9 protein-coding genes are annotated in these 15,593 nt (G+C 70.2%); 4 read left to right on the forward strand and 5 right to left on the reverse strand.

Annotated elements, in window-relative coordinates:
• Positions 1–951, reverse strand: a complete 951-nt coding sequence (locus tag ACFVVM_RS17175) for a GlxA family transcriptional regulator (protein ID WP_387618704.1) — start codon at positions 949–951, stop codon at positions 1–3.
• 112 nt (positions 952–1,063) lie between these two features.
• Here ACFVVM_RS17175 and ACFVVM_RS17180 point away from each other — a divergent pair, with 112 nt between their 5' ends.
• The gene (locus ACFVVM_RS17180; RefSeq protein ID WP_387618706.1) at positions 1,064–1,819 is read left to right on the forward strand and encodes an HD domain-containing protein; all 756 of its coding nucleotides are present in this window, start codon (positions 1,064–1,066) and stop codon (positions 1,817–1,819) included.
• 51 nt (positions 1,820–1,870) lie between these two features.
• Here the strand turns inward: ACFVVM_RS17180 and ACFVVM_RS17185 are convergent, their stop codons facing one another.
• The 3 genes from ACFVVM_RS17185 to ACFVVM_RS17195 form a co-directional block, all read right to left on the reverse strand.
• Positions 1,871–3,703 carry a phosphoenolpyruvate carboxykinase (GTP) gene (locus ACFVVM_RS17185; RefSeq protein WP_387618709.1) on the reverse strand — a complete coding sequence of 611 codons (1,833 nt, stop codon included), beginning with the start codon at positions 3,701–3,703 and terminating at the stop codon, positions 1,871–1,873.
• A 287-nt stretch (positions 3,704–3,990) separates the two neighbouring features.
• Complete coding sequence (locus tag ACFVVM_RS17190) at positions 3,991–5,547, reverse strand: hypothetical protein (RefSeq protein ID WP_387618712.1); 1,557 nt, start codon at positions 5,545–5,547, stop codon at positions 3,991–3,993.
• Complete coding sequence (locus tag ACFVVM_RS17195) at positions 5,534–6,643, reverse strand: hypothetical protein (protein WP_387618715.1); 1,110 nt, start codon at positions 6,641–6,643, stop codon at positions 5,534–5,536. Before ACFVVM_RS17195 ends, ACFVVM_RS17190 begins: the two co-directional genes overlap by 14 nt.
• A 223-nt stretch (positions 6,644–6,866) precedes the next feature.
• Between ACFVVM_RS17195 and trmB the strand changes: the two genes are divergently transcribed.
• The 3 genes from trmB to ACFVVM_RS17210 are packed head-to-tail and all read left to right on the forward strand — an operon-like array spanning position 6,867 to position 13,474.
• The gene (gene trmB, locus ACFVVM_RS17200; protein WP_387619255.1) at positions 6,867–7,610 is read left to right on the forward strand and encodes a tRNA (guanosine(46)-N7)-methyltransferase TrmB; all 744 of its coding nucleotides are present in this window, start codon (positions 6,867–6,869) and stop codon (positions 7,608–7,610) included.
• Positions 7,607–8,329: an NYN domain-containing protein gene (locus ACFVVM_RS17205; protein WP_387618717.1), complete on the forward strand. Its 723-nt coding sequence runs from the start codon at positions 7,607–7,609 to the stop codon at positions 8,327–8,329. The genes trmB and ACFVVM_RS17205 overlap by 4 nt, the downstream gene beginning before the upstream one ends.
• Positions 8,330–13,474 carry an MMPL family transporter gene (locus ACFVVM_RS17210; RefSeq protein WP_387618718.1) on the forward strand — a complete coding sequence of 1,715 codons (5,145 nt, stop codon included), beginning with the start codon at positions 8,330–8,332 and terminating at the stop codon, positions 13,472–13,474.
• Between the two features lie 217 nt (positions 13,475–13,691).
• On the opposite strand, the gene ACFVVM_RS17215 is transcribed toward ACFVVM_RS17210, so the two are convergent.
• The gene (locus ACFVVM_RS17215) at positions 13,692–15,299 is read right to left on the reverse strand and encodes a DUF2339 domain-containing protein (protein WP_387618721.1); all 1,608 of its coding nucleotides are present in this window, start codon (positions 15,297–15,299) and stop codon (positions 13,692–13,694) included.
• Between the last annotated feature and the right edge of the window lie 294 nt (positions 15,300–15,593).

Raw genomic sequence — 15,593 nt, forward strand, 5'->3', positions numbered from 1 at the left:
TCAGTGCCGCAGTGAGCGCCGGTAAGCCGAGGGCGTGAGACCGGTGGCGGCGCGCAGGTGATCGCGCAGTGCGGTCACGCCGCCGAAACCGGACCGCTGTGCCACCGTCTCCACCGGCGATTCGGTGCGCTCGAGCAACTCGCGCGCCCGGCCGACCCGTTGCGCGTCCAGCCACGCGCGCGGGGTGGTGCCGACCTCGGCCTTGAAGCGGCGGATGAAGGTCCGCTCGCTCATCAACGCGTGTGCGGCCAGCGCGGCGACATCCCTGGCCTTGTCGAGATTGGCGACCGCCCAGCTCAGGGTCGTTGCGAGGCCACCGCCCGGGTCGGCACCGCCCATGAGCTGCGGGATGTACTGGGCCTGACCGCCTTCGCGGTGCGGTGGCACCACGTTCCAGCGGGCGAGGTCGGCGGCCGCGGCGGCGCCCAGTTCCCTGCGGACGATGTGCAGGCACAGGTCGAGGCCCGCGGACAGGCCTGCCGAGGTGAGGATGTCGCCGTCGTCGATGTAGAGCGCTCCCGGGTCGAGCTTCACCGCGGGGAAGAGAGCGGCGAATTCGTCGCAGTAGGCCCAGTGCGTGGTGGCCGGGCGGTCGTCGAGCAGACCGGCCTGGGCGAGGACGAAGGCGCCGATGCAGATACTGGCGATGGTGGCGCCGCGGGCCGAGGCCGCGCGCAGGGCGTCCAGCGCGGGTTCCGGAGCGGGCAGGGTGGGCAGGCCGATCCCGGGGACGACGATCAGATCCGCCTCGGCCAGCAGTTCGAGGCCGTGTTCGACATGCAGCTCGAAGCCGTTCGGCGTCCACACCGGGCCGGGCCGGACACCGCAGGTGCGCAGGTCGAAGCCGACGGGTTCACCGGTCTTGCCCGGACCGTGCCGGAACGCCTGGACCGCGCAGGCCAGGTCGAAGGTCATCACGCCGTCCAACGCGAGCGCGGCAACGGAGAGCATGCTCCGAGTTTGGCACGAATCCGAGCAATGCTGGCATGCCTGCCACTCGTCGGGACCGGGCCGTGGCGGCTTTGCTGAAACGGACGCGCTCGTCGACGAGGGAGACATCCGCATGACCACACACCCGGCAGGCCTGGACTGGGCCTGGGCCACCGACACCGGCGGCAACCTCACCGCCGCGCAACGCCGCCACCTGCTGCTGACCCTGCCGCGCACCGTCGCGGGTTTCGCGCCCGGCCGCGTTCGCCTCGCGCTGGGCCGACGCGGCACCGGCCGGGTCGAGTTCGACGGCCTGCGCCTACCCGACACCCCCTTGGCGAAGGCCGCCGAAGAGCATGCGCGCGAGACACTCTCGGACGCGCTGCTCGCGCACTCCTTCCGCACCTACTTCTTCGCCCGCGCGCTCGCCGACCTCGACCGTGCCTCCTATGACGACGAAATCGCCTATGTCTCCAGCCTGCTCCACGACATTGCGCTCGAAAAACCAACTCCGGGTAGATGTTTCGCCGTCGTCGGCGCGCAGAGCGCGGTGGCCTTCGCCCATCGGCACGGCGCCGAACCCGACCGCGCCGAAACGATCGGCGCCGCCATCGCCGCCCACCTCACCCCCGGCATCGCCGCGAACCTCAGCGACCCAGGCGGTTTCGTCTCCGCGGGCGCCTCGGTCGACGTCCTCGGCGACCGTCTCGCCGACCTCGACCCGACCTGGACCGCCGACCTCCTCACCCGCCACCCCCGCCACCACTTCAAGCGCGAAATCACCACCGCCTTCGCCGCCGAGGCCGCCGCCGTCCCCGACGGCCGCATCGCCTGGCTCTCGCGCACCGGCTTCACCCAGCTGATCGCGCTGGCACCCTTCGCCGAATAGACGAAACCGCCCGCACCGGAAACGGTGCGGGCGGTTCGTTGTTCGGGGGGATCAGCCCAGGCGCTCCTTGAGGGCCTCGAACTCGTCGCGGACGCCCGAGGGGAGCTTGTCGCCGACGAACTCGAACCACTCCTCGATCGAGGGGATCTCCTTGCGCCACTCGTCGACGTTCACCGCGAGGGCCTCGTCGACATCGGCGACGACCACGTCGAGGCCTTCCAGGTCGAGATCGGCGGCCGAGGGGACGTTGCCGACCGCGGTGGCCTCGGCGCTCGAGCGACCCTCGATCCGGCCGACGATCCACTCCAGCACGCGGGAGTTCTCACCGAATCCGGGCCACAGGAAGCGGCCGTCCTCGCCACGACGGAACCAGTTGACGTAGAAGATCTTCGGCAGCTTGGTCGCGTCGGCGTTCTTGCCGAGGTTGATCCAGTGGTTGAGGTAGTCGCCCACGTGGTAGCCGAGGAACGGCAGCATGGCCATCGGGTCGCGGCGGACGGTGCCCACCTTGCCCTCGGCGGCGGCGGTCTGCTCCGAGCCCATGGTGGCGCCCATGAACACGCCGTGCTCCCAGCCGAAGGACTCGGTCACCAGCGGGACCGTGGTCTTGCGGCGGCCGCCGAACAGGATCGCCGAGATCGGCACACCCTGCGGGTCGTCCCACTCGGGCGCCAGGATCGGGCACTGCGACATCGGGGTGCAGTAGCGCGAGTTCGGGTGCGCGGCCAGCGTCTCGGTCTCGCGGGCGACCCAGTCGTTGCCCTTCCAGTCGATCAGGTGATCGGGGGTGCCCTCGAGGCCCTCCCACCACACGTCGTTGTCGTCGGTCAGGGCGACGTTGGTGTAGACGGTGTTGCCCGCCTCGATGGTGGCCATCGCGTTGGGGTTGGAGCTGTGGTTGGTGCCGGGCGCGACGCCGAAGAATCCGAATTCCGGGTTCACGGCGTAGAGCTGGCCGTCGGCGCCGAAGCGCATCCAGGCGATGTCGTCGCCCAGGGTCTCCGCGCGCCAGCCGGGGATGGTCGGCTGGATCATCGCGAGGTTGGTCTTGCCACAGGCGCTCGGGAAGGCGGCGGCCACGTAGTAGTTCTTGCCCTCGGGCGAGATCAGCTTGAGGATCAGCATGTGCTCGGCCAGCCAGCCCTCGTCGTGGGCCATCGCCGAGGCGATACGCAGCGAGTAGCACTTCTTGCCGAGCAGGGCGTTGCCGCCGTAGCCGGAACCGTAGGACCAGATCTCACGGTCCTCGGGGAAGTGGGTGATGTACTTGGTGTCGCTGCACGGCCACGGCACATCGGCCTGGCCCTCGGCCAGCGGCGCGCCCACGGAGTGCAGCGCCTTCACGAACGGCTTGTCGGCGCCCAGCTTGTCGAGCGCGGCCTGGCCCATGCGGGTCATCACGCGCATCGAGACCACGACGTATTCGGAGTCGGTGATCTCCACGCCCAGCTTGGGGTCGTCGGCGCCGAGCGGGCCCATGCAGAACGGCACCACGTACATGGTGCGGCCCTTCATCGAGCCGCGGTACAGCTCGGTCATGGTGGCGCGCATCTCGGCGGGGTCGACCCAGTTGTTGGTGGGGCCCGCGTCGGCTTCGGTCTTGGAACAGATGTAGGTGCGCGACTCGACGCGCGCCACATCGGAGGGGTCCGACAGCGCCAGGAAGGAGTTCGGCTTCTTCTTCTCGTCGAGCTTCTTGAAGGTGCCCGCCTCGACCAGCTGGGTGGTCAGGCGATCCCATTCCGCGTCGGAGCCGTCGGCCCAGACCACGCGGTCCGGCTGAGTGAGCTCTGCGACTTCCTGTACCCAGGCGAGCAGTTCACTGTGCTCGGTCGGCGCGGTGCCGTCGGATCCACGAAGACCAGGAATGGTCGCTGAGGTCATGAAAACTCTCCTGAGATGGGCGGTTGTTCGATTTTCTTCCCACTGGCCAGGCCGTCGACCAGCGCGAATCCCATCGATCGCCACCATGGGCGGGAAGGCGTCCGCAGCGAGCAACCACCGCACAACCCCAATGGACGGCAGGAGGGCCGTACACGGACGGAGGCCGCGCAGCGACTGGCACGGAGCGGACGCCCAGGTTCCTACCTAGAGGTTAACGCGATATGACGACCGATACGGAATCGGGTTCCCCAACAAGTACCCACAGGTCGGTCCACCAATCTCGGCGCTCACAGCCGATCCAGCGTGGTGATATCCCGCTCACAGGCCGACAACTGAGCCGGGCGCTCGGCCACCAGGCGCCGGGCCAGCGCGTCCAATTCCGCGACACGCCGGTCGACGGCGACCGCGCGCGCCGTCGATTCGCGCACGACGTGTTCGGCGAGTTCGGCCTCCACATCGACGAGCACCGCCGCCACACGCTGCTCGAACTGGGCTTTCACATTCACCAGCGCCTCGGACACCCACTGCGCCATGTGGTTGCGCTCGGCCAGCTGCCCTCGCGCGCGCACGACCCAGGCGGCCGCGGCCGCGCCGAGCAGCAGCGTCACCGGGACGCTGGCGTAGTCGAGGGTCGGCACCAGCGACAGCGGCGCGACGACCAATCGGCCGAGGCCGACACCGGCCGACGCCCCCAGCGCGATCATGAGGTGATCTTCGACACCACGGTGCCTCGGCTCGGGATCCGGGCCGACCCGCGGGGCCGGATCACGCCTGCGCGGTGCGGGTTCGGCGGTGCCGATCCGGCGGGCGGTCTCGGCGACGCGCTCGTCGATCGCGGCGTCGACCGCGACCGACAGTTCGCCGGTCGCCTGCTGCAGACGTTGGGCGTAGACGCGCAGTTCGGCGCGGTCGCAGCGGTCGAGTTCGGCGCGCGAACGGGTGTGCAGGGCACGCACCATCGAGCCGACCTCGGTGGTCAGGTCGACGCGCGCCAGCTGGACCTGGCTGCGCACCGCCGAGAGCCCGGTCTGGCGGCCGCCGTCGCGTCCGGCCAGCAGCGCGACCCGCTCCTCCCTGATCCGGGTCGAATCCGTGCCCGAGCCCAGCGCGGCGATCTGCTCGTCGATCCTGGCCCTGGTGTCGGCGAGGACCCTGGCCCGCACGGCCGCTCGACGTTCGGGGCCGCCGGTGGGTGTCTGCGCGGTGGCGGCGGCGAGCGCGGCGTGCAGTCCGGCGAGGCCGGAGCGGTCGAGCAGGGCCGAGTCGTCGGCGGCGCGGGCGGCGGTGGCCAGGCGCGCCGAGACGGGCATGACGTCGAGGTCGGTGAGTCCGCGGGCCGCGAGCACGGCCAGGCTGCGTTCCCGGATCGCGCGCCAGTCCTGATAGGCGTGGAAGCCGTTCATGGCGAGCAGGACCCGGGTGCCGTCCGCGCGCAGCCGGTCGATCAGGGCGAGGGTGTCGGCGCCGATGACGCTGCCCGCGTCGAACAGGATCAGCGCGGCGGCGGGTTCGGTCGCCGGGGTGACGGTCGCCGGGTCGCCCAGGTCGACGCGCGGTTCGAAGCGGGCCAGTTCGGTGCGCAGCAGGGTGGTGTTGGCGTCGTCGACGGCGTAGAGGACGACGCCGCCGCCCCCGCCCGACTCGTCCATCGCCCGCAACAACGCGATGCCCTGCGGATTCCACCGCTCGATCACTGCCTCGACAGCCTCGGGAAGAGCTGCCGCATCCGCCGCAGCGGGTTCGACGGCGCCATCGGTCGTCGAAACTCGTGTTGCCTGCGTCGGTACCGACGCACCGGTCGCCTCGGAAGGCAGCGGTGTCGCGGCCTGGTCAGAGTCCGGCACTACTCATCCGCTCCCAGGCCCTGATGTAGCCGTGGTGGACGCGCAGGGCGGCACGGCGGGCGGCGGGCGGCATGTCGCTGGAGACGACCGCGCGCCAGCGGGTGGCGCGGGCGAGGGCTTCGTCGGCGTCGGCGGGCGCCGGGGACGGGTAGCCGGCGGCGAGGTGGGCGACCTGTGGACAGGCCAGGCCCGCGCACAGTCCGGCCCAGAGCGCTTCGTCACCGGCGAGGTAGTGCTCGATGCGCTCGCGCGCCAGGCCGCCGTCGCCGGGGACGGCACGGGCGGCGAGGCGGAACAGCTCGTCGAGGAGTTCGCCACCGCGCACCGCCTCCACCTGCTCGTAGCGCCGGTGGACCAGCCGGTGCAGCGGGTCGATCCCGCTGGCGGAGTGCAGGATCTGGATCAGCGCGGCGGCGCTCAGGTCGGGGTCGGCGCGCAGGGCGGTCAGGGCGCAGTCGACGCCGTAGAGGTCCCAGTTCTCGATCAGCCTGCGGCGCGCGTCCTGGTCGGCACCCGCGCCGATGAACAGTTCGGCGGCCAGCAGCGAGGGCGCGTCGGGGTCGGCGGCGAGTCGGCGCAGATCGGTCAGGTCGGCGGCATCCACCGCGCCCGCCCTGGTCCGGGCGGCGAGCGAGGCGACCACCGGCACGATCGGCAGGCCGAGTTCGTGCGCGTGCCGTTCGGCGGCGGCCACGGCCTCGCCCCAGCGCGCGCCCACCGCGTCGGCCTTGTTGAGCACCACGACGCTGCGCCCGGCGGGCAGGGTGGCGAGCAACCGGTGGTCCGCGGCCTGCGGCGCACCGGCGAGGACATAGATGACCAGGTCACCGTCGAGCACCGGATCGGGCAGCTCGGGCTGATCGACCGGCGCGGTCTCCTGCGCCGACAGCAAGGCCAGCGCCCGCAGCACGGTGCTCCGCCCGCTGAGCGCCCGCCCGGCGACCTGGATACGCAGCGGCCGCCGACGGCGCGCGACCGCGGCGGCGAGCTGATCGGCGATCTCCCGATCACCGCCGGGCCCGGCACCGAGCGTCGAGATCAGCTCATCGAGCGCATCGACCGGTCGTGTCCGTTCGGATTCGGTGGCTGTCGACATTCTGCGCACCCCCTTTACGGAGGGCATTGTGTCAGATCTGGGCAACCGGCATCAGGGCCGCGACCCGCCGATCTGCGACGTTCGCTCCCGCGCGACGCACGCGGCTGCGACGCACCCGCGCGCATGCTGGACAATGGACGGCGTGAACGACGCCGCCAACCACCCTGTCGAGTCGGTTCCGGGGCAGCCGTCCACCGCCTCGGCCCATCCCAAACTCTCGGAAATGCCCAACGAGGCAGGCCGTCGCTCGACCACCGGCTCCCGGCTCTACCCCCGCGTCACGAGCTTCCGCTCGCGGCGCGGCGCGCTGACCCCGAATCAGCAGGCCTCCTGGGAACGCACCTGGCCGGTGATCGGCCGCGACGTGTCCAACGAGCCGATCGAGGCCGACGCCTGGTTCGGCCGCAGTGCCCCGCTGGTCATCGAGATCGGCTGCGGCACCGGCACCGCGACGGCCGCCATGGCCAAGTCCGAACCGCACCTGAACCTGATCGGCATCGAGGTGTACAAGCCGGGCCTGGCCCAGCTGGTCCAGCAGGTCGAGCGCGAGGAGATCGGCAACATCCGCCTGCTGCGCGGTGACGCCGTCGATGTGCTCGAGAACATGGTTGCCCCGGAATCGCTGACCGGCGTCCGGGTGTTCTTCCCCGACCCGTGGCCCAAGGCCCGCCACCACAAGCGCCGCCTGCTGCAGGCGCCGACCTTCGCGCTCATCGCCAGCAGGCTGCGGCCCGGCGGGGTGCTGCACGTGGCGACCGACCACGCCGATTACGCCGAACACATCCTCGAAGTAGGCTCGGCCGAACCACTGCTCACCGGCCTCAACGACACCACCGGTGGCGACAGCGCGGCCAATCGGGAGACCGCGCCGATCGGCTTCGACCGCCCGGTCACCAAGTTCGAAGGCAAAGGTCTGCGTGCCGGAAGCGCCATCAACGAGTTCATATGGGGGAAGATCGACAGATGAGCGTGAGTGAGATCGCCCCCGAGATGCCGGACGTCACCCAGACAGGCGCCGGCACCGAGGCGTTGAGCAGTTCCGGGCCCGATGTCCGACGCGTCCTGCTCGTCTGGGACGCGCCGAACCTCGACATGGGCCTGGGCGCCATCCTCGGTGGGCGTCCCACCGCCGCTTATCGCCCGCGCTTCGACGCGCTCGGCCGCTGGCTGCTCACCCGCACCGCAGAACTGTCGGTGGGCACCAAGGGCCGCATCGAGGCCGAGGCCACCGTCTTCACCAATATCGCGCCCGGCACCGCCGACGTGGTCCGCCCGTGGGTGGAGGCGCTGCGCAATGTCGGCTTCGCGGTGTTCGCCAAGCCGAAGATCGACGAGGATTCCGACGTCGACGCCGACATGCTCGCCCACATCGCGATGCGCCAGCGCGACGGCGGTTTAGCGGGCATCATGGTGGCCTCGGCCGACGGCCAGGCCTTCCGCGAACCGCTCGAAGCCATCGCCGCCAAGGGAATCCCAGCTCAGGTGCTCGGATTCCGTGAGCACGCGAGTTGGGCTGTCACATCCGATACCCTCGGTTTCGTCGACCTCGAGGACATCCCCGGTGTATTCCGGGAACCGCTACCGCGGGTGAGCCTCGATTCGCTGCCCGACGAGGGCGCTTGGCTGCAGCCCTTCCGGCCGCTGTCGGCGCTACTCACTTCTCGCCCTGGTCAAGGAGTCGCTTAAGTGTTCACCCGCTGGGGCGATCTGGTCTATCGGTTCCGCTTCGCCGTCATCGCGGTGGTCGGTGCTGCCTTGTTGGCGCTGGGCGCCTACGGCACCGGGCTCGGCGACCGGCTGACCCAGAGCGGCTGGTTCGATCCCGGCTCCGAGTCGGTGCAGGGCGCCGAACTCGCCGACGCCTCGTTCGGGCGCGACCACATGGCGGATGTGATCGTCATGTACAACGCGCCCGAGGGCGGAACGATCGATGACCCGGAGTTCCAGCAGAAGGTCGTCGACAATCTGACCGCGGTCACCGCCGAACATCCGGATCAGATCGACAAGATCAACGGCACCTATTGGCGCGTGGGCGACGCGCCCGCCGTGCCGTCGGCGTTCGGGTCCAAGGACAAGAAGCACGCGTTCGCCTCCATCGCCATCGTCGGTGACGACGACACCACGATCATGGCCAACTACCGGGTCGTGGCGGACGTCTTCTACATTCCCGGCGTCGACGTGGAGGTCTCGGGCCTGCAGCCGCTCGCGGTCACGCTCAACGACACCATCGCGCACGACACCAAGCGGATGGAAGTGCTCGCCCTTCCCGCCGTGGCGATCCTGCTGTTCTTCATCTTCGGTGGCATCGTCGCGGCCGCGCTGCCGCTGATCATCGGTGGTCTCACCATCATCGGTGCCACCGGCCTGGTCATGACGCTGACCAACTTCACCGAGGTCAACTCGTTCGTCACCGGTGTCGTCTCGATGATCGGTCTGGGCCTGGCGATCGACTACGGACTGTTCATAGTCAGTCGTTTCCGCGAAGAGCTGGCCGAGGGCTACGACACCAAGGCCGCCGTCCGAAGATCAGTGGTGACGGCCGGGCGGACGGTCGTCTTCTCGGCGACGATGATCATCGCCAGCCTCGGCGGCGTGTTGCTGTTCCCGCAGGGCTTCCTGCGTTCGGTCGCCTACGGCACCATCGCGACCGTGTCCCTGGCCGCGCTGACCGCGGTGACGATCCTGCCCGCCATGCTCGCCGTGCTCGGCCCGCGCGTCGACATGCTCGGCCTCAAGTGGTTCCGCAAGAACAAGACCGCCGAGCAGATCGAGAACGGTTTCTGGGGCAATCTCACCCGCTGGGTGATGAAGCACCCGCTCAAGATCGCGATCCCGGTCACGGTCGGCCTGCTGTTGCTGATCATCCCGGTCAAGAATCTGGCCTTCGGCGGCATCAACGAGAAGTACCTGCCGCCCGACAACGACACCCGCGCCGCGCTCGAGCACTTCTACGAGGTGTTCCCGCAGAAGAAGACCGACCCGATCCAGCTGGTCTTCGTCTCCGACAACACCCAGGCGATCGGCCAGGTCTGGAAGGAAGCCAACCAGGCTCCCGGGCTGGTCGGCCCGTTCGAGGTGCCGGTCAAGTCCCCGGGCAACGCGGAGGTGTTCCGCACCTCGGCGACCCTGGTCGATCCCACCGGCAATGCCGAACCGACCATCGACTATCTGCGCTCGATCGCGATTCCCGACGGCGTCACGATGTATGTCACCGGTCAGCCCGCGCTGATGGCCGACAGTATCGACACGCTGCTCGAACTGATGCCGTGGATGATCGCGATCGTCCTGCTCAGCACCTTCGTGCTGATGTTCCTGACCTTCGGTTCGCTGGTGCTGCCGATCAAGGCCGCGTTGATGAGCGCGCTCGGGCTCGGCTCGACGCTGGGCATCCTGACCTGGATCTTCATCGACGGCAACGGCGCCGGGATCCTCAATTTCACGCCACAACCGATCAGCGCGCCGGTGCTGATGTTGATCATCGCGATCATCTACGGCTTGTCGACCGACTACGAGGTCTTCCTGCTCTCCCGCATGGTGGAGGCCCGTGCCCAAGGCGCGTCGACCACCGAGGCCGTGCGAATAGGCACCGCCCAGACCGGGCGCATCATCACCGCCGCCGCCCTGATCCTGCTGGTCGTGACCGGTGCGTTCGCGTTCTCCGACATGGTGATGATGCAGTACATCGCCTACGGCATGATCGCAGCGCTGTTCATCGACGCCACCGTGCTGCGCATGCTGCTGGTCCCCGCGATCATGAAGCTGCTCGGCGACGACTGCTGGTGGGCGCCGAAGTGGATGAAGCGCATCCAGGAGAAGATCGGCCTCGGCGAACCCATCCTCGACGACGAGCGCCCGCAGAAGGGTGCCGTGGTCGACCTGGTGAAGACCACCCCGATCACCGATCCGCCGACCATGCAGATGACGGCGGTCCCGGATTCCAAGCTGGCCCGCACCCCGCGCCGGCCCCGCACGGTCGCCGAGATCGAGGCCGAGGCGCCGACCCAGCGAATGGACAAGATCAGCGAGTCCCCTGACCCGGCCGAGCCTGCCCGTCCGCGCCACCCGATGTCACCGGACCCGACCCGCCCCCGCGCGTCGATGCTGTCGAGTGGTGAACCGACTCGTGTCCTGCCGGTGGTCAAGCCGGGCAGCGAGCCCGGCGAGGGCAAGTCCGCTGACCCCGCCCCGGACGTCGACCCGCCGAAGAACACCACAGGCGAGCCCACCCGAATCCTCCCGGTCGTCAAGCCCGGCACCACCCCGCCGAAGCCCGACGACCCGGACACCGCCGGAACCGCCCCGGAAACCCACGGCGACACCGGTTTCCACCTCGGTGACACCGGCTCCCGGCCGACCCGCTCCCCCGACGGCGACACCGGCTCCGACTCACCTGGCACCGCTGGCCCGAACCTGAACGGCAGCAACGGTTTCCACGCACCCGGAGACGGCCCGCGTGGCGACAACGGTTTCCGCGCACCGAACGACTCGAGCCGCAGCGCGGACACCTTCGGTGGATCCGGCAGCCCGAGCGTGGGCAATGCCAACGACTTCCGCGCGCCGGGCAGTACAAGCCCCGGCGGTGCCGGCGACAACGGCTTCGGTACGCCAGGCGGCACCAACCCGAGCGCGCATGGTGGTGACTCCCTCGGTACACCGGGTGTCGGTGGTCTGAACCGCGGTCTCGGCGAGTCCGGCACTACGGACTCGCGTGGCGACAACGGTTTCCGCGCACCGAGCGACTCGAGTCGAGCCACAGGTGCCGACGGCGCCTCCGGCCTGCCGAGCATCAGCAACCCGACTGCCGACCGCGGCATCGACACACCCCGGGCGCCAGGCCCGAACTCGCGCGGCGACAACGGTTTCGGAGCCCCAGGCGTGATCAGCCCGAATCCGAGTAGTGGCAACACCTTCGGCGCACCCGGGATCATCAGTGCCGACCCGAGTGGCGACACCGACTTCGGGCGGCCCGGCGATGGCGGCTCGGGTAGCGACACCGGATTCGGTGCACCCGGGGTCATCAGCTCGACTCTGGGCGATGACAGTTTCCGCGCACCAAGTGCTGCACCCGAGAGCGCTGGCCGCGGCAGCGACACGGACTTCCGTTCGCCGGGCAACGCGCTGCGCAGCGACGGTGTCGATTCACCAGGCAACGCGCTGCGTACCGACGGCGTCGATTCACCGGGCAACGCGTTGGGTCGCGGCGGTGCCGACAGCTCCAGTGATGCCGGCTCTCGTGGTGTCGGCTCTCGTAGTGCCGAGGCGAGCGACGCGGGGCTGGACCTGCCGCGTAGCAGCGCGCCGGCGGCGCCGCGGGGTTCCGAGCGAGTGCAGCCGCCTGCCGGTTACACACCCCCGGGCCTCGGGGACAGCCCCGTGCCGCGGATCTCGACGCCGAGGACCAGCGGTGACGACACCGAATCCGGTGCGCCCGCCGATGATCCGTTCCCACGCCCGAGCATCGTGACGCCGATCCGGCCCGGCATCGTGAACACACCGCCGCCGCGCGGAGTGGTCCCCCCGCAAACGCCGCCGAGCATCGTGAACACACCGCCCAGCATGGTGACGCCGCCGCGGCCGCGTACGAGCGAGCCCCCGGCAGGTGGCACGTTCAGCGGGTTCACCGCCGTTCCGACACCGGAACGCGCACCCTCGGATTCGGCGACGAACGACGGTACCGACGAGGAATCCTCGGCATGGGAACCCGAATCGCGCCCACGAGGATTCGTGCCGCCATCCGATCTCTCCGCGACCCCGGGTGCGCATCGAGCCGAGTCATCGGACCGGACAGAATCGCGCGGATCCGAATCGCACGGGACCGAATCGCGCGGAGCCGGGTCACACTGGGCCGAGGCGCACGGTGTCACGAACGCGGACCGCAGCTCGGATGCCGAGCGTCCGACCACCGGGGATACCCCGGCGGCACGCGGCATCTTCGGTACCCCGGTTCCGGTTGAACCTCAGCAGCCGACGAGCCCGTGGAGCGACCGCTCCATCGGCGGCGTCACAGGCGACTTCGACACACCGGGCACCGACACCGGACCGCGCTTCTCCCCGGTGACTCCCGAGCCGGACAACAGTGTGTTCCGCCGCCCGGCGAACGATCCCGCGCGCGACGAATTCACTGCTGAGCCCAACTCGGCGGCGCCGCAGCAGGATTCCCGCCCGGAAATCGTCCGCCCGCAGTCCGCACCCCCCGGATTCACCGCGGTCCCGACCGGTGAACCGACTGCGTCGGCCTCGCCCTGGCAGGACGAATCGGCGCGGCCGGCGGCAGATCCCGACTCCGTCCAGGCGGACGGATACCTCGGTTCAGCCGCCGATCAGGCGAACTCGGCGAACCGGCCGAGCACGGCGGATGCCGATCACCTCGGCTGGTCCGAGCGAGCCGATGCCGATTCTCAGACCGCCGGGCAGCCGGACGCGGCTGAAGGCTGGCACGAACGCGTGAGCCAGGCGGGCACAGACGTGGCCGGTCGGTCGATCACCCCCGATCAGATCGGCGCGGACGCGCAGGAGAGCGAGACCGCGGGGCAGTGGCGGGCTCCGTCCGGGTTCACGGCTGTGCCGACTCCCGCGGCGCCGACTGAGGACACGGCGACCACCGAGCTTTCTGCCGCAGAGGTCGACGACTCGGTCGAAAGCGGTTCCACCGCAGGCGGATCCGAGGAGCCGCAGGCGGAGAGCAATCGCAACGAGATCGAGAACTGGATGGCCCAGCTCCGGTCCTCGCGGCGCGGAAACGCGGCCGACGAGGGGCGGCACAGCGGCAACGAGGGACGCACGGTGAGCGTGAACGAACTGCTGCGGCGCCGCGAGGACGAAACCGACTGAGCTCAGCGGTAGTACGAAAGCAGCGAAACCCACGGCATTGCGGTGCCGTGGGTTTCGCGTTCGATCGGCTGTTCACGCGTTCGGCACTGGAGTCGATGACGACACGGTGCAGCAATCTTCGAGGGTCGGTCGCGAGGGCGAAACCGGCTGGGGCCCGGCGGTACACGGACGCCACGAAACCCACGGCATCGAGGCGCCGTGGGTTCCGCCGTATCGCTCAGCTCTGCGCGCGCTCGGTTTCCGCGCGCTCGACCTCCGTGCGCTCCGCACCGGAATCGGCGAAGGCCCGGGCGTAGCGGGTTCCCGTGAGCAGCAGGAGGATTCCGACTGCCAGGAAGGCGATGACGCGGACCAGGCCGGACAGAGTCGCGAGGTCGAACAGGAACAGCTTCGCCAGGGCAGCGGCGGCCACCAGGAGGCCGGAGACCAGGCAGACCTTCGCCACCGCGGGTGAGCGGGACAGGCGGCGCAGGCCGTAGAACAGCGAGGCGGTGGCCGCGACCATCCAGACGATCGTCGCGAGGCTGTGGCCGATGACGAAGCCGTCGGGCACGTTCAGCGCCACGCCGAGCGATACCGAGGCGACCAGCACGGAGTACAGACCGGCGACGCTCACCGCGATCCACACGATGGTGACCAGGGTTTGATCGGCCCAGCCGGGCAGGCGCGGCACCGTCCAGGCCACCATCGCGGCGACGGCGAGGCCGATCAGCGCCGCGACGGCGGTCGAGATGTCGAGGTGCCGTTCGGCGAACCGGTGCACGGTCAGGGTTTCCGGGTTGGCGATGGCCAGCAGGGCGAGTCCACCGAACAGGGCGAAGGCGAGGCCGAGACCCGCGGCGACGCGTGCACGGCTGGTCGCGGCGACCGCCAGGAAGGCCAGCGCGACCACGAACAGGCTGGTCGGGAACAGGTGCGGGTGGGCGCCGGTCGCGGCGCCGCAGGTCTGCAGCAGGGCGACGGCGCCGGTGAGTGCGGCGACCAGGGCGGTGTGGCGCGGGATCCGATCGCGCAGGCCGGGGACGAGTGTCGTCGCGGCGAGGCCGAGGAGGACGGTGGCGAGCGCGCCGGTGATCGACGCGTTCACGACGCGGCTGAACAGCAACGCGACCGCGAGGACGGGCAGTGCGGTGAGCGCGATCGTGACGCTCGCGGTGATGTCGGCGGGCTTGCGGCGCACCACGAGCAGGGCGCCGACGAGTCCGACCACGGCGCAGGCGATCACGGCGATCAGCAGTCCACGACGCTGCGCGGCTTCTTCACCGCCGATGGCACCCGCGATGCCGCTGACCGCGATCATGCTCAGCGCGGCGAGCACCACGGGCAGGGTGCGTGCCACGTGCAGCACCGGCCAATCGCGACGCATCTGCACCGGAACACCGGCCGCCTGCAGCACCACGAGGAACCCGAGCAGCATCAATTCGGTGGTCAGCGCGGGCGAGAGCACCGCGGCACCGATCACGACGCCCACCGCCAGCGGCTGCGACTGCCACCGCATCGCCAGCCCGACCCCGGCCAACGCCACCACCAGCGCCAACGCCAGTCCGACACCGGCAGGCACCCAGTGGTAGTACCCTGTCATCGCGACAACATCCAGATACGCACCGGCGATACCGGTCGACACGAGCGCGATCCCACCGACCCGCCCACCCGGCTTGGTGAACACCCGCCACCCCGCACCGACGAGCACCAGCGAAAGCGCCCCACCGGCAACAACTCTCGCCACCGGCCCGAAGAACCCCGCCTGCGCGGCCAGCACCAACAGCATCAGCACACCGATCAGCGTCACCCCGACACCGGCCACCGCCAGCACCCGCGAGATCACCCCTTCCCGCTGCCACCACGGCGTCTTCGGCTCCCGAGGCGGGGGCGCAACCCACCCCGCCCGCTGCCCCGGCCCCACCGGTCCCCGCGGCCCACCTGGCCCATAAGGAGCCCCCGGCCACCCCCCATGCCCCGGCCGCCCATGCGCCCCGGGCTGCCCCCAACCCGGCTGCGCCCCCGCGAATCCACCGGGCCGCCCCGGACCCCAACCACCAGGAGCGGGCCCAGGACCTGGAATACCCGGCGCCCCAACGGCTTGTGCCACAGCCTGACCACCGGGCCCCATCTGCCAACC

The organism is Nocardia sp. NPDC058176, from assembly GCF_042883805.1.
Classification (GTDB): domain Bacteria; phylum Actinomycetota; class Actinomycetes; order Mycobacteriales; family Mycobacteriaceae; genus Nocardia.

What these genes read in the sequence shown, in the direction of transcription:
- ACFVVM_RS17175 (WP_387618704.1), bottom strand. Translation starts at nt 951, where the DNA reads ATGCTCTCCGTTGCCGCGCTCGCGTTGGACGGCGTGATGACCTTCGAC.
- ACFVVM_RS17180 (WP_387618706.1), top strand. Translation starts at nt 1,064, where the DNA reads ATGACCACACACCCGGCAGGCCTGGACTGGGCCTGGGCCACCGACACC.
- ACFVVM_RS17185 (WP_387618709.1), bottom strand. Translation starts at nt 3,703, where the DNA reads ATGACCTCAGCGACCATTCCTGGTCTTCGTGGATCCGACGGCACCGCG.
- ACFVVM_RS17195 (WP_387618715.1), bottom strand. Translation starts at nt 6,643, where the DNA reads ATGTCGACAGCCACCGAATCCGAACGGACACGACCGGTCGATGCGCTC.
- trmB (WP_387619255.1), top strand. Translation starts at nt 6,867, where the DNA reads ATGCCCAACGAGGCAGGCCGTCGCTCGACCACCGGCTCCCGGCTCTAC.
- ACFVVM_RS17205 (WP_387618717.1), top strand. Translation starts at nt 7,607, where the DNA reads ATGAGCGTGAGTGAGATCGCCCCCGAGATGCCGGACGTCACCCAGACA.